Annotated in this window: 21 protein-coding genes; 14 read left to right on the forward strand and 7 right to left on the reverse strand. The window is 71.3% G+C overall.

Going from position 1 to position 21,662, the window contains the following annotated elements; translation table 11 throughout:
- Position 1 precedes the first annotated feature (1 nt).
- Together DY262_RS16565 and DY262_RS16570 are read left to right on the forward strand one after the other, a co-directional pair.
- Positions 2-976, forward strand: coding sequence for a tripartite tricarboxylate transporter substrate binding protein (locus DY262_RS16565; protein WP_116960218.1), 975 nt, complete (start codon positions 2-4; stop codon positions 974-976).
- Positions 977-983: 7 nt separating this feature from the next.
- Positions 984-2,423, forward strand: coding sequence for an FAD-dependent oxidoreductase (locus DY262_RS16570; RefSeq protein ID WP_116960219.1), 1,440 nt, complete (start codon positions 984-986; stop codon positions 2,421-2,423).
- Here DY262_RS16570 and DY262_RS21835 read toward each other — a convergent pair.
- Entirely contained in the window at positions 2,420-3,208 is a 789-nt protein-coding gene (locus DY262_RS21835) for an IclR family transcriptional regulator (RefSeq protein ID WP_181936540.1), read from the reverse strand. The two genes, DY262_RS16570 and DY262_RS21835, sit on opposite strands and share 4 nt — an antisense overlap.
- A gap of 187 nt (positions 3,209-3,395) precedes the next feature.
- On the opposite strand from DY262_RS21835, the gene DY262_RS16580 reads away from it, so the two are divergent.
- The 6 genes from DY262_RS16580 to DY262_RS16605 are packed head-to-tail and all read left to right on the forward strand — an operon-like array spanning position 3,396 to position 9,341.
- Positions 3,396-4,394 (forward strand): Bug family tripartite tricarboxylate transporter substrate binding protein, encoded by a 999-nt coding sequence (locus DY262_RS16580; RefSeq protein WP_181936541.1) that lies wholly within the window; start codon positions 3,396-3,398, stop codon positions 4,392-4,394.
- Positions 4,391-5,212 (forward strand): SDR family NAD(P)-dependent oxidoreductase, encoded by an 822-nt coding sequence (locus tag DY262_RS16585; RefSeq protein WP_116960221.1) that lies wholly within the window; start codon positions 4,391-4,393, stop codon positions 5,210-5,212. Before DY262_RS16580 ends, DY262_RS16585 begins: the two co-directional genes overlap by 4 nt.
- 18 nt (positions 5,213-5,230) lie before the next feature.
- Positions 5,231-6,382, forward strand: a complete 1,152-nt coding sequence (locus tag DY262_RS16590; RefSeq protein WP_116960222.1) for an acyl-CoA dehydrogenase family protein — start codon at positions 5,231-5,233, stop codon at positions 6,380-6,382.
- Entirely contained in the window at positions 6,379-7,278 is a 900-nt protein-coding gene (locus DY262_RS16595; protein WP_116960223.1) for an acyl-CoA dehydrogenase family protein, read from the forward strand. Before DY262_RS16590 ends, DY262_RS16595 begins: the two co-directional genes overlap by 4 nt.
- A 24-nt stretch (positions 7,279-7,302) precedes the next feature.
- Positions 7,303-8,532 carry a CaiB/BaiF CoA transferase family protein gene (locus DY262_RS16600; RefSeq protein WP_116960224.1) on the forward strand — a complete coding sequence of 410 codons (1,230 nt, stop codon included), beginning with the start codon at positions 7,303-7,305 and terminating at the stop codon, positions 8,530-8,532.
- A gap of 14 nt (positions 8,533-8,546) precedes the next feature.
- Positions 8,547-9,341 carry an enoyl-CoA hydratase/isomerase family protein gene (locus DY262_RS16605; protein WP_116960225.1) on the forward strand — a complete coding sequence of 265 codons (795 nt, stop codon included), beginning with the start codon at positions 8,547-8,549 and terminating at the stop codon, positions 9,339-9,341.
- A gap of 10 nt (positions 9,342-9,351) precedes the next feature.
- Here DY262_RS16605 and DY262_RS16610 read toward each other — a convergent pair whose 3' ends face one another.
- The 3 genes from DY262_RS16610 to DY262_RS16620 form a co-directional block, all read right to left on the reverse strand.
- Positions 9,352-10,074, reverse strand: coding sequence for an aldolase (locus tag DY262_RS16610; RefSeq protein WP_116960226.1), 723 nt, complete (start codon positions 10,072-10,074; stop codon positions 9,352-9,354).
- On the reverse strand, positions 10,071-10,994 hold the full coding sequence (locus DY262_RS16615; RefSeq protein WP_116960227.1) for a delta(1)-pyrroline-2-carboxylate reductase family protein: 924 nt from the start codon (positions 10,992-10,994) through the stop codon (positions 10,071-10,073). The genes DY262_RS16610 and DY262_RS16615 overlap by 4 nt, the downstream gene beginning before the upstream one ends.
- 82 nt (positions 10,995-11,076) lie before the next feature.
- Positions 11,077-12,159, reverse strand: coding sequence for a TRAP transporter substrate-binding protein (locus tag DY262_RS16620; RefSeq protein WP_070399305.1), 1,083 nt, complete (start codon positions 12,157-12,159; stop codon positions 11,077-11,079).
- Between the two features lie 272 nt (positions 12,160-12,431).
- Here DY262_RS16620 and DY262_RS16625 point away from each other — a divergent pair, with 272 nt between their 5' ends.
- Together DY262_RS16625 and DY262_RS16630 are read left to right on the forward strand one after the other, a co-directional pair.
- Entirely contained in the window at positions 12,432-12,905 is a 474-nt protein-coding gene (locus DY262_RS16625) for a (2Fe-2S)-binding protein (protein ID WP_070399306.1), read from the forward strand.
- A 13-nt stretch (positions 12,906-12,918) separates the two neighbouring features.
- Positions 12,919-15,165 carry a xanthine dehydrogenase family protein molybdopterin-binding subunit gene (locus tag DY262_RS16630; protein WP_116960228.1) on the forward strand — a complete coding sequence of 749 codons (2,247 nt, stop codon included), beginning with the start codon at positions 12,919-12,921 and terminating at the stop codon, positions 15,163-15,165.
- Between the two features lie 2 nt (positions 15,166-15,167).
- On the opposite strand, the gene DY262_RS16635 is transcribed toward DY262_RS16630, so the two are convergent.
- Positions 15,168-16,100, reverse strand: coding sequence for an AraC family transcriptional regulator (locus tag DY262_RS16635; protein ID WP_116960229.1), 933 nt, complete (start codon positions 16,098-16,100; stop codon positions 15,168-15,170).
- 185 nt (positions 16,101-16,285) lie between these two features.
- Between DY262_RS16635 and DY262_RS16640 the strand changes: the two genes are divergently transcribed.
- Together DY262_RS16640 and DY262_RS16645 are read left to right on the forward strand one after the other, a co-directional pair.
- A complete protein-coding gene (locus DY262_RS16640) occupies positions 16,286-17,230 on the forward strand; it encodes an RNA polymerase sigma-70 factor (RefSeq protein ID WP_116960230.1) in 945 nt (314 codons plus the stop codon).
- Positions 17,231-17,277: 47 nt separating this feature from the next.
- Positions 17,278-17,736, forward strand: coding sequence for a carboxymuconolactone decarboxylase family protein (locus DY262_RS16645; protein WP_116960231.1), 459 nt, complete (start codon positions 17,278-17,280; stop codon positions 17,734-17,736).
- A 15-nt stretch (positions 17,737-17,751) separates the two neighbouring features.
- Here the strand turns inward: DY262_RS16645 and DY262_RS16650 are convergent, their stop codons facing one another.
- Positions 17,752-18,642: a LysR family transcriptional regulator gene (locus DY262_RS16650; protein ID WP_116960232.1), complete on the reverse strand. Its 891-nt coding sequence runs from the start codon at positions 18,640-18,642 to the stop codon at positions 17,752-17,754.
- Between the two features lie 101 nt (positions 18,643-18,743).
- Here DY262_RS16650 and DY262_RS16655 point away from each other — a divergent pair, with 101 nt between their 5' ends.
- Entirely contained in the window at positions 18,744-19,358 is a 615-nt protein-coding gene (locus DY262_RS16655; RefSeq protein WP_116960346.1) for an FMN-dependent NADH-azoreductase, read from the forward strand.
- A 13-nt stretch (positions 19,359-19,371) separates the two neighbouring features.
- Here the strand turns inward: DY262_RS16655 and DY262_RS16660 are convergent, their stop codons facing one another.
- Complete coding sequence (locus DY262_RS16660) at positions 19,372-20,292, reverse strand: LysR family transcriptional regulator (RefSeq protein WP_116960233.1); 921 nt, start codon at positions 20,290-20,292, stop codon at positions 19,372-19,374.
- Between the two features lie 88 nt (positions 20,293-20,380).
- Here DY262_RS16660 and DY262_RS16665 point away from each other — a divergent pair, with 88 nt between their 5' ends.
- Positions 20,381-21,604, forward strand: a complete 1,224-nt coding sequence (locus tag DY262_RS16665; protein WP_116960234.1) for an FAD-dependent monooxygenase — start codon at positions 20,381-20,383, stop codon at positions 21,602-21,604.
- Positions 21,605-21,662: the final 58 nt, after the last annotated feature.

A 21,662-nucleotide genomic window follows, 5' to 3' on the forward strand; every position in this document is an offset into this window, starting at 1 on the left:
CATGATCAAGAAGACCGTTTGCGTGGCCCTGCTGGGCCTTGCCATGAGCGCCGCCGCCCTGGCCGCCACCGCGCAGGACGCTTACCCCAGCAAGCCGATCCGCCTCGTCGTGCCTTACGCCGCCGGTGGACCAGCCGACCTGCTCGCGCGCGGCGTGGCCGAGAAGCTCTCACTTCGCCTGGGCCAGAGCGTGGTGGTGGAGAACAAGCCTGGCGCGGGTGGCCATACCGGCGGCGAGCAGGTGGCCAAAGGAGCGGCCGACGGCTACACCCTGGTGCTGGCCACCATCGCTCACAACGGCGCGACCAAGCTCTACCCCAACCTGCGCTACGACCCCAACACCGAGCTGCAGCCCGTGATCCTGGTGGCCGAAAGCCCCAGCGTGTTGCTGGTGCGCCAGGACCTGGCCGCGAAATCGGTGAGCGAGTTGCTCGCCTTGATGAAGGCCCAGCCCGGTAAGCTGAGCTACGGCTCGGCCGGCAACGGATCGGCCATGCACATGGCGGCCGAGCTGTTCCGCTACATGAGCAAAACCGAGGTGGTGCACGTGCCCTACCGCGGTGGCGCGCCCGCCATGACCGACCTGCTCGGTGGCCGCATCGACTTCATGTTCGACAGCCTGGGCACCGCGCACCAGCACCTGCCCTCGGGCAAGGTGCGCGCGCTGGCCGTGACCAGTACCACGCGCAACCCCAGCCTGCCCGACGTGCCCACGGTGGCCGAGGCCGGTTTGCCCGGCTACGCGTCGGTGCCCTGGTACACCATCTCCGCGCCCAAGGGTGTGCCGGTGGCCGTGGTGAACAAGCTCAACACCGACATCAACGCGGTCCTGAAAGACGCCGACCTGGTGAAGCGTTGGGACAGCCTGGGCGTGGTGGTGCTGGGCGGCACACCGGCCGAAGCGGCCAAGCGCAACCAGGACGAAACCAAGAAGTGGAGCGCCGTGATCGAGGCGGCCAACATCAAGCTCGATTGAGGCACCGATGCACGACGTGATCGTGGTGGGCGGTGGCGGCGCCGCGCTGGCCGCCGCCATCGAAGCGCGCGAGCGTGGGGCCCGCGTGCTGTTGCTGGAGAAGAATCAACGCCTCGGTGGCTCCACTGCCTGGTCCATCGGCTCGGTCACGTCCACCGGCACGCCGCACCAGCGGCGACGCGGCATCGTGGACAGCCCGGCCGACCACTGGGCCGACATGCCGGGCTTCGCGGGCGACCTCGATGCGCGCGACAACCCCGAGCTGCGCCGCGTGCTGTGCGATCACATCCCCGAGACCTTCCAGTGGTTGCTGGACTCGGGCGTGCGCTTCATGGGCCCCATGCCCGAGCCGCCGCACCGCCAGCCGCGCATGCACAACGTGCTGCCGAACTCGCGCTCGTTCATCTACCACCTGGAGCGGCGCGCGCGCCGTGCGGGCGTGGAGATCCGCTGCGGTGTGCGCATCGTCTCGCTGCTGAAAAAGGAAGAGCGTGTCGTGGGCGTCGAAGCGCAAGGGCCCAACGGCCACCTACGCTTCGAAGCGCGCGGCGGCGTGGTGCTGGCCGCGGGCGACTTCACCAACGACCCGGACTACAAGCGCCGCTTCATGGGCGAGCAGGAATCGCGCGTGGAGGGCGTGAACCCCACGGCCACCGGCGACGGCCAACGCCTGGCCGAATCGCTGGGCGCGCGCATCGTCAACGGCGGGCTCGCGCTCGGCCCCGAGATCCGCTTCATCGCGCCCGCCACCGAAACCTTCGTGCGCCGCCTGCCGCCCTGGCGCTGGCTGGCCAGCCTCATGGGCTGGTCGCTCGCTCACCTGCCGGCGGCCCTGTTGCGCCCGCTGATGATGAAGTTCCTGACCACCGCGCTGGCGCCGTCGATGGCGCTGTTCGAGGCCGGCGCGGCGCTGGTGAACCGGCGCGGCGAGCGCTTCGGCGACGAACTCGACCGATCGGCCTGGCGCCTGGCCGACCAGCCGGACAAGCAGGGCTACATCGTGCTGGACCGCGCGCTCGCGCAACGCTTTGGCGCCTGGCCGAACTTCATCTCCACCGCGCCCGGCATCGCCTACGCCTACATCGACGACTACCGCCGCAACCGGCCCGACGTGTTCACCGAGGCGCCGAGCGTGGCCGCGCTGGCGGCGCGGCTGGGCCTGGACGCGAACGCCCTGGCCCGCTCGGTGGCCGAGCGTTCGCTGGGCGACGGGCCGTACGTGGCGCTGGGCCCGGTGCGCCCGGTGTTCGTGCACAGCGAGGGTGGGCTGATGGTGGACACGCGTCACCGCGTGCTCGACGCCGACGACCGTCCCATCGAGGGCCTGTACGCGGCCGGCGCCACGGGGCAGGGCGGCCTGCTGCTCAAGGGCCACGGCCACCACCTGGCCTGGGCCTTCGTGTCGGGGCGGCGGGCGGGTGCGCAGGCGGCGGCGCGCGGTGGCTAGTCGCGGGCCCGGGCAGGCCCCGCCGCCTGCACCTCTTCCACGATCACCTTCTTCCACGCCACGATGCGCGACTCCGTGACCATGGTGGCGTGCGCGGCGATGCTGATGGCCAGGTGCGGCGTGCCCTCGCTCGCGGGCAGGGCGCGGCCCATGCCAAAACCGTCGTCCACCACCGTGCCCTGGCTGATGGCGAAGCCGCTGCGGCGCACCAGGGTCACGGCGGCGCGCAGGCTGTCGGTGTTCAGGCGCGGGTAGCGTTCGAGCCCCGGTGCCACGGCACGGATCATGTCATCGGCGCGCGCGGGCTCGAGCGCGGCCAGCAGGGCGGTGGCGCCCGCGCCCACGCCGAGCAGGCGGCGCTGGCCCACGTCCACCGGCACGAAACGCACCACCGCGTTGCCATCCACCTTGAGCAGGCACACGGCCTCGGTGCCGCTGCGCCGCATCAGGTACGCGGTGACACCCGTGCGCGCCGCCACCGCCTCCACCGCGTGGCGCCAGCGCCTCACGTCCTGCGAGCCCGCGGCGGGCGTGAGACCGAACTCGTGGATCAACGGGCCCATGCGGTAGCGGCGACCATCGGCGCGCTCGACCAGGCGCTCGTCGAGCAGGCAGCCCAGGATGCGGTGCACCGTGGAGCGAGGCAATACCAGGCGCTGCGCGATGCCGGCGAGCGAATCGCCTTCGGCGCCGGCCTGGGCGATGGCGCGCAGGATGCTGGCCGCGCGGTGCACGGCCTGCGTGCCGTCGGAACTGGGGGGTGGCGGCGCGGCGCTGCGGGGCATGGTTCCAGCGTTTCGAGGTTTCGATTCGAGCATTCTGTCCACATTGTGGAACATTGGGAATGTGTTTTCCCTACGAAGATGGCCGCCAGGTTCCATAGGAATAAGGCCGTTCCTAGAATCGCGCCCCACTGGCCGCTTCCAGGCATGCAGGTCAGATGTTCCATCAATTGAAACAGGAGACACACCCATGCCCCGCCCGCCGTTCCACCGCCCTTCTTCCCCGTGCCGCCGCTGGCTGGCGCGCGCGGCCGCCACCGCGCTGGCCCTGGCCACCGCCGCTGGCGGCGCCTGGGCGCAGGCCGATTTCCCGAACCGGCCCGTGAAGCTGGTGGTGCCCTTTGCGGCCGGCGGCTCCGACACCATGGCGCGTGCCTTCGCCGAGAAGCTGGGCGCGGTGCTCAGGCAGCCGGTGGTGGTGGAGAACAAGCCCGGTGGCGCGGCCATCATCGGCTCGCAGCACGTGGCGCAGCAGCCGGCCGACGGCTACACCATGCTGTGGCTGGGTGGCGGCAGCCTCACGCCCGTGCTCATCAAGGACCTGAAGTTCGACATCCTCAAGTCGCTGAGGTCGGTGGTGAGCATCGCGCGCGGTGGCATGACGCTGATGGTTCCTGGCGCGATGCCGGTGAACAACTTCAGCGAGTTCCTGGCCTACGCCAAGGCGAACCCGGGCAAGCTGAACTACTCGCACACGGCCGGCAGCATCCTTCTGGCTACCGAGATGCTGAAATCCAAGGCCGGCTTCGAGGCGGTGGCCATTCCGTACAAGGGCTCCACGCAGGTGGCCACGGCGCTGATGACGAACGAGATCCAGATGGGGATCGACGTGCCGGTGTTCTACCTGGGCATGATCAAAGAGGGTCGCATCAAGGCGATCGCGCACGGGGCGCAGGAGCGCTCGCCTTCGCTGCCCGACGTGCCCACGCTGGCCGAGGTGGGCGTGCGCGACCTTACGTTCGCGTTCTCGTACGGCATCTGGGTGCCGGCCGGCACGCCCGACGCGGTGGTGGAGAAACTCAACGCCGCCTACAACGAGGTCCTCAAGGACGCGTCCATCCGCGAGCGCCTGGCGCAGGCCGGCGTGGTGCCAGTGGGCGGCGGCACCGAGGTGCACGCGCAGACCGTGAAGGCCGAGCACGACATGTGGGCCGCCGCGGCCAAGCAGATCGGTTACCAGCCGCAATGAGCGCGGCTGCACTGTTTTCGCTCGCGGGCAAGACTGTCGTGGTCACCGGCGGCGGCAAGGGCATCGGGCGCGGCATTTCGGACGCGATGGCGCGCTGCGGTGCCAACGTGGTGGTGTCGGGACGCGACGCTGCAGCGCTGGACGACACGGTGCGAGGGGTTCAGGCCCTTGGCGCGCAGGCCCTTGCGGTGGCCGGAGACATCACCCGCGCCGAGGACCGCGATCGCCTCATCGCCGCCGCGCTGGAGCGTTTCGGTGCCATCGACGGCTGGATCAACAACGCCGGCAGCGCCAGCCCCGCCGACGTCGGGCCGCTCGACTCCATCGGCGAGGCGCAGTGGGACCGCGTGGTCGACCTCAACCTCAAGGCCGCGTTCTTCGCTGCTCAGGCCGCCGCGCGCGCCATGGCGCGCGGGGGATCGATCGTCAACATCAGCTCGCGCAGCGCCTCGTACCCCAACCCGGGCACGGGGCACTACGGCGCGGCCAAGGCGGCGCTGGAGAACCTCACGCGCACCATGGCCGCCGAGTGGGGCCATCGTGGCCTCCGCGTGAACGCGGTGGCGCCCGGCGTGGTGATGACGGATGAGCTGGCGAAGACCTTCGACACGCCCGAACGCATCCGTCGCCAGGTGCAGACCGTGCCGCTGCGGCGCCTGGGTCGCCCGGAGGACGTGGGGCCGCTTTGTGCCTACCTGGTGAGCGACGCGTCCGCGTGGACCAGTGGAACGGTGATCGGCGTCAACGGCGGCAGCTTCGTACCCATGGGCTACCTGAGTTACCTGCATCAGGTCAACCGCGACGCCGCACCCGCCTGAAAGAACGACAGGACGCACATGGATTTCTCGTGGACTGAGGAGCAGACGGCCTTGCGTGAACGCGTGCGCGACCTGCTCGCGCGCGAACTGCCGCCCGATTGGGAGCGCCTGAGCCGCCACGGCCCGGGCAGCCCGGCGCAGACGGCCTTCTCGCTGAACTTCTGCCCGAAGCTGGCCGAGGCCGGCCTGCTGGTGCCGCATTGGCCAGTGGAGCACGGTGGCAGCGGCGCGCCCCCCTGGCATCACTTCATCATCGGTGAAGAGCTCTGGGCCGCTGGCGAGCCGCGCGGCGCGCAGTACATGAACGTCAACTTCATCGGCCAGACCATCATGCGTTTCGGCTCGGTGGCGCAGCAGCGGCGCTACCTGCCGCCGATGGCCGCGGGCCAGGCGATCTGGTGCCAGGGCTTTTCCGAGCCGTCGGCGGGCTCGGATCTCGCGGCCCTGCGCACGCGCGCCGAGCGGCGGGGCCAGGACTATGTGATCAACGGCTCCAAGATCTGGACCTCGTACGCCGGCCTGGCGCAGACCTGCTTCCTGCTCGCGCGCACCGGCGGCGCGGGTCGCCAAGGCATCTGCATCTTCCTCGTGCCGATGGACACGCCGGGCATCACCGTGCGCGGCATTCCCTCGTTGATTGGCGAGGGGGACATCCACGAGGTCTTCTTCGACGAGGTCGTGGTGCCGGCGGATGCGCTGCTCGGCGAGGAAGGGCAGGCCTGGCCCATCATCGGCTGGGCGCTGTCGCACGAGCGCGTGGGCATCGCGCGCTACGCCTTCTCGCGCCGCGTGCTCGACGGCATGGTGCGCCAACTGCAGTCGCAAGGCCGCTTCGACGATCCGCTGATCCGGGCGCGTGCGGGCCAGGCGCTGGCCGCCATCGAAGCGGCGCGCCTGCTGGTCTACCGCGTGATCGACCAGCGTGCGCGCGGCCTGCCGCCCATGGCCGACGCCAACGTGGCCCGAACGGCCGTGATCGCGGCCGACCACCTGGTGTCCGATTTCGGCATGCATTTCTTGCCCGATACCTACTGCAGCGACGCCTTCCCGCTGCACCTCTCGCACCACGAGCGCGCCATCGCCGCCGGCATCGCGGCGGGCGCGGCCGAGGTCCAGCTCAACCTGGTGGCGCAGGACTTCCTGAAGCTGCCGCGCGAGGCCCGCGCATGAACTTTGAACTCAACGACGACCAGCGCGCCCTGCTCGACGCGGTGGAGCAGGTGGTGCAGCACCACCTCGCGCGAACGCCCGCGCCGGCGCGCGTGGAGTGCGTGCCCGAACTGGACCGAGACTTGGAGCAGGGCGGCTACTTCGAGGCCGTGACCACCGAAGGCCTGGGCCCCGTTGCCGCCGCCGCGATGGTGATCGCCCTGGCGCGCCTGCCGTTCTGCACCGAGCTCGGCGCGTCGGCGCTGCTGGCGCCGCGGCTGGGCCTGCCGCGCGTGTGCGCGGTGCTGGGCGAGGACCGGCACACGCCGGCGCGCTTTCTCGCGCAGGCGGCCTGCGCGGTGGCCATCGAAGCGGATGGGGTGTTCGCCGCGGCGTTGGCGCCGGGCGACGCGCGCGAGGTCGAGAGCCTGTGGGCCTACCCCATGGGCGAACTGGTCGCGCCCGAGGCCCTGCCCTGGCGGCGGCTCGACGCTGACCCGAAGGCGTGCCTGGACCTCTGGCGCGTGGCACTCGCCGCCGAGATCGCCGGCTGCCTGTCGGCCGCGCTGACCAGCGTGGTGCAGCATGTGAGCGACCGGCGCCAGTTCGGCCGCCCGCTGGGCAGCCTGCAGGCCGTGCAGCACCGGCTGGCGCACAGCGCCGTGGCCGTGGAGGGCGTGCGCTGGCTGGCGCTGGCGGCGGCGGCGGGCAGCGTGCCGGCCGCGCTGGCCCTGGGCCAGGCGCAGCAGGCCGTGCGCCCGGTGGCCTACGACCTGCATCAGTTCATGGGCGCCATGGGCCTCACGCTGGAGCACCCGCTGCACCGCTGGACCTACCGCGCGCGGCGCCTGCAATCGGAACTGGGTGCGGCGGATCGCCAGTTCCAACTCGCGGCCGGTCAGGCCTGGCCCGCATGACATGAGTTCAGGAAAGACCCGCACATGAAACGCCTGCCCCTCACCGGCATCCGGGTCCTGGACCTCAGCCGCATCCTCGCCGCGCCGCTGGCCGCGCAGTCCCTGGGAGACCTCGGCGCCGAGGTCATCAAGATAGAGCGCCCGGGGCGCGGCGACGAGGCGCGCCGCTGGGGACCGCCCTTCCTGAAAGACCGCGAGGGCCGCGACACGCGCGAGTCGCCCATGTACCTCTCGGCCAACCGCAACAAGCGCTCCATCACCATCGACCTCGCCCGCCCCGAGGGCCAGGACCTGGTGCGCCGACTCGTCGAACGCAGCGACGTGCTGATCGAGAACTACAAGGTCGGCGACCTTCAGCGCTACGGCCTGGACTACGACTCGCTCAAGCGCGTGAACCCGCGCCTGGTGTATTGCTCCGTCACGGGCTTCGGCCAGACCGGACCCTACGCCGCGCAGCCCGGCTACGACACGGTGTTCCAGGCCATGAGTGGCCTCATGTCCGTGACCGGCCTGCCCGACGGCGTGCCCGGCGGCGGCCCCATGAAGACCGGGCCCAGCTTGGCCGACTTCATGGCCGGCCAGTTCGCGACCGCCGGTGTGCTGGCTGCGCTGTACGAGCGCGACACCCACTCGGGCGAGGGCGCGCACATCGACATCGCTTTGCTCGACAGCACCATCGTGGCGCAAACGCATTCGGTGGCGACCTACCTCGCCACCGGCCAGGTGCCGCCGCGCCGCGGCACCGAGGGCAACGGCGGTTTGCCTTCGCAGGCCTTTGCCTGCGCCGACCGCAGCGTCATCGTCATTTGCGGCAGCGAAGAGCAATACCGCCAGTTCTGCGAGGTGCTGGGCCATCCCGAGCTGGCGCGCGACCCCCGCTTCGCCACCAACAGCGATCGCCTGCACCACCGCAAGGAGCTGGCCTCGACCTTCGGCGCCATCACCGCGCGCTGGGCCTCGGCCGAGCTGCTCGCCGCGCTCAAGAACGCCGGTATTCCCAGCGGCCCGGTCAACACCTACCCCGAGGTGTTCGCCGACCCCCAGGTGCAGCACCGTGGCGTGGCGCTCACGGCCGAGCACGCGCAGGCCGGCCCCACGCGCTTCTGTGGCAGCCCGATCCGCTTCACTGGCGTGGCCGACCGCGCGCCCATGGCGCCGCCGGTGCTGGGGCAGCACACCGACGAGCTGCTGCGCGAGGTGCTGGGGCTCGATGAGGCCGCCATCGCGGCCTTGCGCGGGAAGGCCGTGCTCTGAACCCGGGGGCAGCGATGGACACGTACGAAACCCTGCTGCTCGGCGTCAACGGCGGCGTGGCCCGCCTGACACTCAACCGCCCCGAGGCGCGCAACGCCATCAGCCGCCGCATGGCCGATGAGCTGACCGAGGCGCTGCAAGCGCTGCGCGCGCGCGAAGACGTGCGCGTCCTGGTGCTGCACGGCGCGGGCGAACACTTTTGCGCCGGCGGCGACGTCAAGGGCATGGGCGAGGCCGGTCCTCGCGGCGCGCCCGAAGCCCGGGCGGGCATGGCGCGCTATCGCCACATGACCGAGGCCCTGCACGGTTTCGACAGGCCGGTGATCGCCGCCGTGGACGGCGTGGCCTATGGCGCCGGCTTCAGCCTGCTGCTGCTGGCGGATCTGGTGCTGCTGAGCGCGCGCGCGCGCCTGTGCATGGTGTTCGGGCGCGTGGGCCTGGTGCCCGATTGCGGCGCGCTGCACACGCTGCCGCGTGTGGTGGGCCTGCAGCGCGCCAAGGAACTGGTGTTCTCCGCGCGCGAGGTTCACGCGACCGAGGCGCTGGCGCTGGGGCTGGCGATGGAGGTGCTGCCCGCGCAGACCCTGCTCGACCGCGCCATGGCGCTGGCGGCGGCGCTGCGCGAGGCCTCGCCGCTGGCCTTGTCGCTTGCCAAGCGCGCCTTGAACCGGTCCTTCGACCAGGACCTCGCGGGCCTGCTCGACACGGAGGCCGATGCGCAGGCGCTGGCCTTGTGCAGCGAAGCGCACGCCGAGGCGGTGCGGCGCTTCGTGCACAAGGCGCCCGCGCGTTTCGCCTGGCCGGACTGATCGGGCACGCTCAGAGGCTGCGCCGCAGCGCCTCGAAGAACAGCTCGGACTGCAGGCGTTCGCCCAGGGTCTGTTCGGCCACGCGCGCCGCCATCTCGGGCGTGCTGGGCGCCAGCGCCAGGCCGCTGGAGGCGGCGAGCACCTGGGCCATGCAGGCGCGCTCCAGGTAGTAGAGGTCGTCGAAGGCGTGGTCGATTCGCGCGCCGCAGACGATGACGCCGTGGTTGGCGAGGAAGGCCACGTCGGCGCCGCCCATGGCGCGCGCGATGCGCTCACCCTCGGCGTGGTCGAGCGCGAGGCCGTTGTAGACCGGGTCGCTGCCCACGCGGCCGTGGAAGCGCATGGCGTTCTGCGACAGCGTGGTGTCCAGCGCGCGCTCGCGCGTGAGCGTGAGCGCCGTGGCGTAGGGCATGTGGGTGTGCAGCACCACGGCCTGGCGCGCCACGCGGTGCACGCCGGCGTGGATGTGCATGGCCGTGCTCTCCACCGGGTGGCGGCCGGCAAGCGCGCGGCCCTGCGTGTCCACCATGACGATGTCCTCGGCCTGAACCTCCTGCCAGAGCAGGCCGCGCGGGTTGAGCAGGAAGCGGCCCGAGGCGTCGGGCAGCTCCACGCTGAAGTGGTTGCACACGCCCTCGGACAGACCGAAGTGGGCGGCGGCGCGCAGCGCGAGCGCGAGGTCGGCGCGCAGGCGGCGCACCGGTTCGGTGTGGAAGTCTTGTTCGTGGTTCATGCCTGTGTTCCGATGAGCCCGGCCGCCACCAGCCGCGCGGCCGCGAGGTCCCAGCCCGCCCAGCCGCAGTTCTTGAAGAACACCGGGCCTGCCGGGCGCGGGCGCGCCAGCCAGTCGGCCAGCGTGGGCACGGTGGGCACGTCGAGGCCGGCCTGCAGCAGGTCGCCGGCCTCGTGATCGGCGTCGCGGGTGTCCACGGCCAGCGCGCCGCGCGCGGCGACATGGCGGCAGACGTCGGGCGCCCATTCGAGCATGGTGGGTGTGAAGGCACCCACGGCGGCGATGAAGGCGTCGTCGCGCGGCAAGGCGTGCAGCGACGCGGCCTGTGCCGGCGTGGCGCTCACCACCAGCGGGCAGTCGGCCAGCGCGGCGTCGGCATCGTCCACGCGCCGGGCGTCCAGGCCGAGGCGGCGCGCGTGCGCGACCAGGGCCTCGGCGCTGGCCGCGCTGCGTGAGGCCACGCGAACCTGCCGCACGCCCAGGCCGCTGGCGAAGGCCTCCAGGTGGGCGCGCCCCTGCACGCCAGCGCCCACGATGAGCAGCGGGCCGTCGGTGCGCGGCGCGAGCGTGCGTGCGGCCAGCAGCGAGACGGCAGCGGTGCGCCGCGCCGTCACCGTGGGACCGTCGAGCAGGGCCAGGCGGCGGCCGTCGCGCGCGTCGAACACCACCACGTCGCCCTGGATCGCGGGCAGGCCGCGCGTGGCGTTGTCGGCGACGAAGCTGATCAGCTTGGTGATGGCCACGCGCGCGTCGGTGGCGGGCATGGCGAAGAAGGTGCCGCCCGCGGGCAGCGGCAGCACGGTGCGCGCCGGCACCTTCACCGTGGGGTCGCGCAGCAGCGCGGCGATGGCGTCGGCGAGCGCGGGGTAGGGCAGGGCGGCGGCCGTGGCCTCGGCGGCGTACAGGCGGGGTGGGCTCATGGACCGATGATGCGGCATGGCGCCGGCCCTGCGGAAGAAAAAAGCCCGCCGGGCGGCGGGCTTCGTCTCGGGGCCGGACCGTTCAGATCTTGGCCGAGGTGATGTAGCTGTCGTAGCGCCACTCGGAGAAGCGGCTCCACAGGATCTGGTCGCGCTGGAAGGCGCGCATGTCCTGGTGGATCTTCTTGAACTCGGGCGACTTGGCCTCGTGCTCGGCGAACACCTCCATCGCGGTCTTGAAGCCGGCGTCCATCACGGCCTTGGGGAAGGCGACGAGCTTGGTGCCCGAGGCCACCAGGCGCTTGAGGGCGATGGGGTTCTGTGCGTCGTACTTGGCGGTCATGTCGCGCGCGGCCACGGCACCGGCGGCGCGCACGATGGCCTTGTTCTCGGCGGACAGGGCGTCGAAGGCCTTCTTGTTGATGAAGAACTCCAGCTCGGCGCCGCCTTCCCACCAGCCGGGGTAGTGGTAGAAGGGCGCGACCTTGTTGAAGCCCAGGCGCTCGTCGTCGAAGGGGCCGACGAACTCGGTGGCGTCGAGCGTGCCCTTCTCCAGGGCCTGGTACACCTCGCCGGCGGGCATGTTCTGCGCCACCACGCCCAGCTTGGCCATGGACTCGCCGAACAGGCCGCCGCCCATGCGCATCTTCAGGCCCTTGAGGTCGGCCACGGTCTTGATTTCCTTGCGGTACCAGCCGCCCATCTGGGTGCCGGTGTTGCCGGAACTCATGGAGAGGATGTTGTACTTGGCGTAGAACTCGTCCATGAGCTTGCGGCCGTTGCCGTGCTCCATCCAGGCGTCCATGTGGCGCGCGGTCAGGCCGAAGGGCACGGCGCAGCCGAAGGCGAAGATGGAGTCCTTGCCGGTGAAGTAGTAGGACGCGGTCTGCGCCATCTCGATGGTGCTGTCCTGGATCGCGTCGACCACGCCGAAGGCGGGCACGATCTCGCCGGCGGCGTGGATGGAGACCTCGAACTTGCCGCCGGACAGCGCCTTCACGGTCTCGGAGAACTTTTCGGCCGAGCCGAAGATGGTGGGCAGCGATTTCGGGAAGCTCGACGCCAGGCGCCAGCGAACGGCGGCCTGGGCATGCACCGCGGGTGCGATGCCGGTGGCGAGCACGCCGGCGATGCCGGCGTTCTTGATGAGGGAACGGCGATCCATGGAAATTGACTCCTCGGGAAACGGGGATTGGGGTTGCGGACGCAACCACCTATAGGGAGGGGCAGTATGCCACCCCCCATTCCTAGGGTTTTCACTAGATCGCGCCCCACCCCGCGGGCCCGGGCCGCGTGCGCCCTGGCCTGGAGGATCAGGCAAGCATCTCGCAGCCCTGTGCTAACACCCCGGGAGGGCGTTGGCCAACACTCTCGGCCATGCCGGCGGCCTGGGCCCCGGCATGGCCGATCCGCCTGCTTTTTCCCTTGGGAGACCCCATGACCACCCTTCAAGTCAATGGCCGGAACCACACGCTCGATGTGGACCCCGGCACCCCCGTGCTCTGGGCCCTGCGCGACAACCTGGGCATGACCGGCACCAAGTTCGGCTGCGGCGCGGCGCTGTGCGGCGCCTGCACCGTGCATCTCGATGGCCAGGCCATCCGCTCCTGCATCACGCCCGTGGGCAGCGTGGAGGGCCGCGCGATCACCACCATCGAGGCCGTGGCGCAAGGCGAGGACCGCGTGGGCCGCGCCGTGCACGAGGCCTGGGTCAAGCACGACGTGGCGCAGTGCGGCTACTGCCAGAGCGGCCAGATCATGAGCGCCACGGCCTTCCTCAAGTCCCTGCCCAAGGGCCAGCGGCCGAGCGCCGCCGATATCGACGCGGCCATGGCCGGCAACGTGTGCCGCTGCGGCACCTATGAGCGCATCCGCGCCGCGGTGGCCGAGGCCGCGCGCGCCATCGCCTGACGGAGGAACGGACATGCTGCCCGCCACCTTCACCCCCGAACTGCCCCGTGCGCTGCAGCTGATGCTGGCGCGCGACGGCGCACCCGCCGAGGGCGTGGCCGAGCTGCCGCGCCGCGGCTTCCTCAAGCTCGCCGTGGCCAGCGGCTTCGCGCTGGGCCTCGCGCCGCTGGCCGCCCAGGCCCAGGGCGCGGGCGGGCCCGACCTGGCGCTCAAGCCCACGCAACAACCCGGCGCCTTCGTCGCCATTGCCACCGATGGGACCGTCACCGTCACCGTGAACCGGCTCGAATTCGGCCAGGGTGTGCAGACCGCGCTGCCCATGGTCCTGGCCGAGGAGCTGGACGCCGACTGGTCCCGGGTGCGCAGCCAGCTCGGCAGCAATGACCCGGCCTACGCCGATCCGTTGGCGGGCATGCACCTCACCGGCGGCTCCACCGCCATCAAGAACAGCTTCACGCAGTACCGCGAACTCGGCGCGCGCACGCGCGCCATGCTGGTGGGCGCGGCCGCCGCGCGCTGGAAGGCCGACCCGGCCACCCTGCGCACCGAGGCCGGTCACGTCGTCGGCCCCGGTGGCCGCCGCGCCAGCTACGGCGAACTGGCCGAGGCCGCGATGCAGCAGCCCGTGCCCGAGCGCGTGGCGCTGAAGGACCCGAAGCGCTTCAAGCTCATCGGCCAGCCCACCACGCGGCTGGACGCGCGCGCCAAGAGCAGCGGCCGGCAGGACTTCGGCATCGACGTGCGCCGCCCGGGCCAGCTCACGGCCGTGATCGCGCGCCCGCCGGTGTTCGGCGCCCGCTTGCGCTCGGTGGACGACGGTGCCGCGCGCGCGGTGAAGGGCGTCAAGGCCGTGCTGCGCGTGCCGCTGGACCGCGGCGCCGAGGGCGTGGCCGTGGTGGCCGAGGGCTACTGGCCCGCCAAGCTGGGGCGCGACGCGCTCAAGATCGACTGGGCCAGCGACGCGGTGGACAAGGTCGACAGCGAGCGCCAGCTCGCCCAGTACCGCGAGCTCGCGGGCCGGCCCGGCGCGACGCATTTCGACGCCGACATGGCGCCGCTGGCCACGGCGCCGAAGCGCATCGAGGCCGAGTTTGTTTTTCCCTACCTCGCGCACGCGCCGATGGAGCCGCTCAACTGCACGGTGGAGCTCGCCGAGGGCGGCGCCACGCTGTGGGTGGGCACGCAGATGCCGGGCCTGGACGGCATGGCCGCGGCGCGCGCCCTGGGGCTCAAGCCCGAGCAGGTGCGCGTGAACGTGCAGGCGGCCGGCGGTGGCTTCGGCCGGCGCGGCGTGCCCAGCAGCGAGTACGTGGTCGAGGCCTGCCAGATCGCCCGCGCCGCGCGCGAGGCGGGGGTTCGCGCACCGGTGCGCACCGTCTGGAGCCGCGAGGACGACATCAAGGGCGGCTACTACCGCCCCATGCACCTGCACCGCGCGCGCATCGGCTTCGACGAGCGCGGCCGCGTGCTGGCCTGGGACCACGTGATCGTGGGCCAGTCCATCATCGCCGGCAGCCCCTTCGAGCCCTTCATGGTGAAGAACGGCGTGGACCAGACCGCCGTGGAAGGCATGCGCGCGCCTTACCCCGTGCCCATGCGTTTGACCGTGCACCATCCCAAGGTCAATGTGCCGGTGCTGTGGTGGCGCAGCGTGGGCTCCACGCACACCGCCTTCGTGATGGAGACGCTGATCGACCAGATCGCGCGCGAGACGAACCAGGACCCGGTGGCCTACCGGCTGGCGATGTTCGGCGATCAACACCCGCGCCACCGCGACGCCCTGAAGCTCGCGGTGGACAAGAGCGGCTACGGCAGGCGACGGCTGGCCGAGGGCCGCGCCTGGGGCGTGGCGGTGCACGAGAGCTTCGATTCGGTGGTGGCCTACGTGGTCGAGGCCTCGGTGAAGGACGGCGAACCCGTGCTGCACCAGGTGACGGCGGGCGTGCACTGCAACCTCGTCGTCAACCCGCGCACGGTGGAGGCGCAGGTGCAGGGCGCGGCGCTGATGGGCCTGGGCATGTGCCTGCCCGGCGCGGCCATCACGCTCAAGGACGGCGTGGTCGAGCAGGGCAACTTCGGCGACTACCGCGTCGCGCGCATCACCGAGATGCCGAAGGTGGCCGTGCACACCGTGCCCAGCGCCGACCCGCCCACCGGCATGGGCGAGCCCGGCCTGCCGCCGCTGGCGCCGGCGTGGGCGAACGCGCTGGCGAGGATCACCGGCAAGCCCTTGCGCGATCTGCCCTTCAAGCTGGCCTGATCTCAGGCCGGGGCGTCGGCCAGGGCCACGTAGCCCTGGCCGTTGCCCCGCGCGCTTTCCAGGTCGCGCAGCGGCGACAGACCGAACTGGCGGCTGTACTCGCGGCTGAACTGGGAGGCGCTCTGGTAGCCCACGCGGTAGCCGGCGCTGCCCACGTCCAGCCGCTCCACCAGCATCAGGCGGCGCGCCTCCTGCAGGCGCAGGCGCTTCTGGTACTGCAGCGGCGTCATGGCGGTGACCAGGCTGAAGTGGTGGTGCAGGGACGAGGCGCTCATGCCCACCTGGCTGGCCAGGGCCTCGATGCGCAGCGGCTGCCTGTAGTTCTGGCGCAGCCAGGCGATGGCCTTGGCGATCTTGTTGCTGGGGCTGTTGGCCGAGGCGATGCGCAACAGGGCGGGGCCGTGCGGACCCGTGAGCAGGCGGTAGAGGATTTCCTGTTCGATCAGCGGCGCCATGGCCGCGATGTCCTGCGGGCGCTCGAGCAGGCGCACCAGGCGCAGCATGGCGTCGAGCAGCTCCAGCGGTGCCTTGTGCACGGCCACGCCGCGCGGGCTGTCGCCAGGCAAGGCTTCGCTGGGCAGGCTCACGCGCGACAGGACCTCCTGCAGGCGCGCGCCGTCGATGGCCATGCCCAGGCTCAGCTTGGGCCGCTCGGGCGTGGCCTGCACGATGCACGAGATGACGGGCAGGTCCAGCGTTACCACCAGGCAGTCGCCGACGCCGTAGTGGTAGACCTCCTCGCCCAAGGTGAGGCGCTTGGCGCCCTGCGTGACCAGCGCGAAGCAGGGCCACTGCGCCGTGTGCATGGGCAGCGAGGGCGAGCTCTGGCGGGCGAAGAACAGGTGGTCCACCGCGGTGGGTGTGAGGCCGTCGCGGTCGGTGGATCGGGCAATGATGCCGTTGATCTCGCTCAGGTAGTCGTCGGGCTTGAGCATGGGGCCTTCATTCGTGGGGGGGCGCCGGGATGATCCCGCAAATGACCCGATCCTCCACGCCAGTGGGGTCAAACGGACGCGGGTTCGCAGGATCGGGCAAGCCCGGCGGAGGATCGTGGCAGCCGCCCGTCGGGCTGTCGCACGGCCCTGGTCACAATCGCTCCCTCCGATCCGTCTGGCGCGTCATGAACGATCACTCCCTGGACAGCTTCCTTCGCCTGCGGCCCCGGCTGCGTGGCATCGCCTACCGCATGCTGGGCTCGGCCGCCGACGCCGACGAGGTGGTGCAGGACGCCTGGCTGCGCTGGCACGGCACCGACCCTGCGGCGGTGGCCAACGCCGAGGCCTGGCTGGTCTCCGTCACCACGCGCCTGGCCATCGACCGGCTGCGCGCGGCGCAGTCGCGGCGCGAGCAGTACGTGGGCACCTGGCTGCCCGAGCCCATCCTCACCGAGGCCGAGGCACCGCACACGCCCGAGCAGATGCTGGAGCGGGCCGACCAGCTCTCGCTCGCCTTCCTCGCGGTGCTCGAGCGCCTGGCGCCCGAGGCGCGCGCGGCCTTCCTGCTGCGCGACATCTTCGAGGCCGAGTACGGCGAGGTGGCGGCGGCGCTGGGCAAGAGCGAGGCGGCCTGCCGCCAGCTGGTGCACCGCGCGCGCACCCTGCTCAAGGACGGGCGCGCGCGCCAGACCGTGCCACCCGAGGACCAGCGGCGCCTGCTGAGCGCCTTCGCCGAGGCGGCGTCGCGCGGCGACATCAGCGGCCTGAAGGCCGTGCTGGCCGAGGACGCGCGGCTCATCAGCGACGGCGGTGGCAAGGTGCCCAGCTTCGGCGTGCCCCTGCTGGGCGGCCAGCGCATCGCGCAGCTCTACCTGGCCACCAGCCTGCGCTTCGCGGGCCGCGTGCACTACGAACTGGCCCCGCTCAACGGCGAATGGGGCCTGTTGCGCTTCATCGACGGCGCGCTGGAGTCGGCGCAGGCGCTGCGGATCGAGGACGGTCGCGTCGTTGGCATCCATGTGCAGCGCAACCCCGACAAGCTGCGGCACATCGCGCAGGCACTGGGTCACGCGCAACTGGACCCGTCGGTCACGAACTACGTCACAGGAGACGGCGCCGCTTCGTCTTGAGGGGTGAAGGCTTCCTTCATTCCTTCTGACAACGAAAGGTGATTCCCGTGAACGCTCCCCGTCTCCCCTGGACCGAGATCGCGCCCAAGACCTACCAGGCCATGGCCGCCGTCAAGGCCAGCACCCTGCGCTCCACGCTGGGCAAGGGCCTGATGTCGCTGATGGACCTGCGCGTGTCGCAGATCAATGGCTGCGCCTTTTGCGTCGACATGCACACGCGCGAGCTGCGCCAGCACGGCGAGGCCTGGCAGCGCATCAACAGCCTGTGCACCTGGCGTGAGACGGTGCTGTACAGCCCGCGCGAACGCGCGGCGCTGGCCTGGGCCGAGGCATTGACGCGCCTGCCGGACGGGCACGCGGGCCACGACAGCGCCTTCGACGCGCTGCGCGACCAGTTCAACGACCAGGAGATCGTTGAACTCAGCTGGACCATCGCCCAGATCAACACCTGGAACCGCATGGCCGTGGGCATGCACGCGCCGCTGCCCGACAAGCCGATCGAATAACGGTAGCCGCTGCGCTTAAGCGGTCCCGCGCGCGTCGGCCAGCAGGACTTCGGCCAGGCGCTGCGCGGCCGGGCCGGCGCCCTCGCGGTCCCCGAACACCAGGTACAGGTCGGCGAAGCGCTCGCCGCCGCGCCGCATGGGCAGGGGCTTGAGCCGGCCCGCGTCCAGGTCCGGGCGAATCAACTCCTCGGGCAGCCAGGCGAAGCCGTGGCCGCCGCGCGCGGCCTCGATGGAGGTGGAGATGTGGCTCACCGTCCAGCGGCGCGGCGTCTGCACCGCCGGCTCGTGGCCGCGCTGCGGACTGGTCTCGCGCACCACCAGGTGGCGGTGCTGGCGCAGGTCGCGCAGCGTGACGGCGCGGCCCAACTGGTGCAGGGGGTGGTCCGGGTGGGCCACCAGCAGGAAGCGCACGCGCATCAGGTGCTGACCCTCATAGCCCGTGGGCACGGTGCCGTAGATGGCGATGTCGATGCCGCCTTCTTCCAGCAGCGAGCTGCGGTGGCCCAGCACGGCCTCCACCACCTCGACGCGCGTGTGTTCGGCGCTCTGGCCGAAGCGCTCCAGGCAATCGAACAGGCGCCGGTTGGGGTAGATCACTTCCACCGCCAGCCGCAGCTCGGCCTCCCAGCCCAGCGACAGGCAGGCCGAGGCCGATTCCAGCGCGGCGGCCTCGGCCACCAGGTAGCGCGCGCGCTGGTACAGCTGCTCGCCGGTGGGCGTGAGCCGTGCCTTGCGGCCCTCCAGCTCGAACACCTGCACGCCAAGCTGCGCCTGGATCTGCTGCACCGCGTAGGTGACGGAGGACTGGCTGCGGCTGAGCTGCTCGGCCGCGCGCGCGTAGCCGCCGGCCTCCACCACGGCCACCAGGGCATTCCATTGATCGAGCGTGACGCGGGGGTGGGCCATGGCTTTTATTATCGATTGAGTAGATGGTTTTGAGCGGAATTTTGCGCTTTTTAATTCAATACGTCGATGTTTCAATGGCGCATCCCAACAAGGAACCCGCCATGAAAACCCTGCTCCTGATCCGCTCCAGTCTCCTGCTCGGCAACGGCCAGTCCAACCGCCTGGCCGACCGCTACGTCGCCGCCTGGCAGGCCGCCCACCCCGAGGGCCGCGTCGTCGTGCGCGACCTCGCGACCCACCCCGTGCCGCACCTGGACCTGGCGCGCGTGGGCGCCTTCTCCACGCCAGCCGAGCAGCGCACGCCCGAACAGCAGGCCCTGGTGGCCGAGTCCGACGCGCTCATCGCCGAGCTGCAAAGCGCCGATGTGGTGGCGCTGGGCCTGCCGCTCTACAACTTCGGCATCCCGTCCACGCTCAAGGCCTACTTCGACCACATCGCCCGTGCCGGCGTCACCTTCCGCTACACCGCGGCCGGCGCCGAGGGCTTGGTCAAGGGCAAGCAGGTGCTGGTGTTCGCTGCGCGCGGCGGTCTCTACCAGGGCCAGCCGCACGATACGCAGACGCCCTACGTGCGCAACTTCCTGGGCTTCCTGGGCATGACGGACGTGCGCTTCGTCTTCGCCGAGGGCCTGAACATGGGCGAGGAACCGCGCCGCGAAGGCCTGCGCGCCGCCGAGGCGGACATCGACGCGCTGCTGGAGCCGGTGGCCGCCTGAGCGCCGCAGCCGCTCAGGTGGCGCCGGCGGCCGAGCGGCCCAGGTGCTGCACCAGCGCGCGCAGCAGTGGCGCCGCGGCGGGCGTGAGCGGCGCGCCGCGGCGTGCGATCGAGAAGAACTCCATGGCCACCATGGGTTGGCCCATGCGGTGCACGTCCACCGCATAGCGCCGGCAGGTGCTGGCCACGAAGGCCGGAAGCACCGCCACGCCCTGGCCGGCCTCGGCCATCGCGATCAGCGTGTGCAGGTGGGCGAACACCGGCCGATCCTCGCGCGGCAGCGCGGGCGCGAGGCGGGCGTCCACGAGCTGCTGGATCGCGTTGTCCGCGGGCAGCGCCAGCAGCGGCAGCGGCAGCGCCCGCAAAGCGGCCCAGCTCAAGGTGCCGCGGCCATTGAGGGCGGCGGTCAGCGCGCCGCGCGCGCCCACGGCCACCAGCGGCAAACGCAGCAGCAGCTCGCGCGTGGTGGTGGGTGACTCGCGCAGCAGCACACCCACGCCCACATCCACTTCGCCGCGCTCCACCATCGGCTGGATCTGTCGGCGGTCCACGTCCTTCACCACCACGCGGATGTCGGGGTGCGTGCGCGCGAGCTCGTGGCAGGCCTGCGGCAGAACGTCGGCCGCGACCAGAGGGGTGGCCGCCAGGTGCACGGTGCGCGCGGCGTCGGCCGACAGCTGGCTCAGTTGGTCGGCGACCTCGCGGAAGTCGCGCAGCGTGCGCTCGGCCAGCGGCAGCAGGCGCTCGCCTCCCTGGGTGAGCGACACCGAACGCGTGGTGCGCTCGAACAGCCGGCAGTCGAGCTGGGCCTCCATGTCGCGCAGCATCAGGCTCAGTCCGGCCTGGGTGATGTGGATCTGTTCCGCCGCGCGCGTGAGGTTGCGCCAGCGCGCGATGGCGGCGAAAGCCTCAAGTTGGCGCAGACTCAGATTCATAAGTGATCAATATTAATTGATCAGATAACAAAACTTCCCTTGTGGAATTCGCCTGGTTCCAATGGCACCTCTTCAACGAGAGGTGCGCATGGCGAAGGACATCAGCGTCGCGGTGGTCGGCGCGGGCATTGGCGGGTTGACGGCGGCGCTGGCGCTGCTGCGAGCGGGCATCGACGTCGAGGTGTTCGAACAAGCCACGCGCTTCGGCGATGTGGGCGCAGGCATCCAGATGAGCGCCAACGGCACGCGCTGCCTGTTCGACCTGGGACTGGAAGAACCGTTGCGTGCCGTGGCAAGCGTGCCGGCGGGCAAGCAGATCCGGCTCTGGAGCACGGGGCAGCGCTGGACCCTGTTCGACCTGGGGGAGCGCTCGGTGGAACGCTATGGCTTTCCCTACCTGATGCTGCACCGTGCCGACCTGCACGCGGTGCTGGTGCAGGCGGTGCGTGCGCTCAAGCCCGACGCCATCCGCCTGGGCGCCCAGGTCCAGGATCATCACGAGCGCGAAGAGCGGGTCTGGGTGAAGGCCGAGGGCGCACCGATCGCCGGCTTCGACGCGCTGGTCGGCGCCGACGGCATTCATTCCCATTGCCGCGCGCGCCTGTTCGGCTCCGCCACGCCCTGGTTCACCGGGTGCATGGCCTGGCGCGGCCTGGCGTCGGCGAAAGACCTGCCCGACCACCTGTCGGCGCCCGTGGGAACCAACTGGGTCGGGCCGGGTGCGCACGTCATCACCTACCCGGTGCGGCGCGGCGAACTGATCAACGTCGTGGGCGTGGTCGAGCGCGGCGACTGGACGCACGAATCCTGGAACAGCCCCGGCCGCGTGGAAGACTGCTTGAGGGATTTCCGGGGCTGGCACGAGGACGTGCAGCGATTGCTCCGCGCCATCGAAACGCCGTACCAATGGGCGCTGCTGGGCCGCGACCCCATGCCCCGCTGGAGCAAGGGGCGCGCGACCTTGCTGGGCGACGCCTGCCACCCGACGCTGCCTTTCCTGGCGCAGGGAGCGATGATGGCCATCGAAGATGGCGTGGTGCTCGCGAGATGCCTGGCGGCGTCGCCGCGGGACCCGGCGTCCGCCTGGCGACGCTATGAGTCGCTGCGTCACGAGCGGACGGCGCGCATCGTGCGCGGCTCCGCCGACAACGCGCGGCGCTTCCACAACCCCGAACTCGCCCATGCCGAAGGGGCTGCCGCCTACGTCGACCGCGAATGGTCGCCCGAACAGGTGAGCCGCCGCTACGACTGGCTCTTTGCCTACGACGCCGCGCGCGCCGCCGACGCAGCGGACACGCCGGTTCGCACCTGAGCGCGCGTTTGCGCCTCCCGGTGTGATCTGTCAAGAGGGGAATCTACATGTTGCTACG

It is taken from the genome of Hydrogenophaga borbori (genome assembly GCF_003417535.1).
Classification (GTDB): Bacteria; Pseudomonadota; Gammaproteobacteria; order Burkholderiales; family Burkholderiaceae_C; genus Hydrogenophaga; species Hydrogenophaga borbori.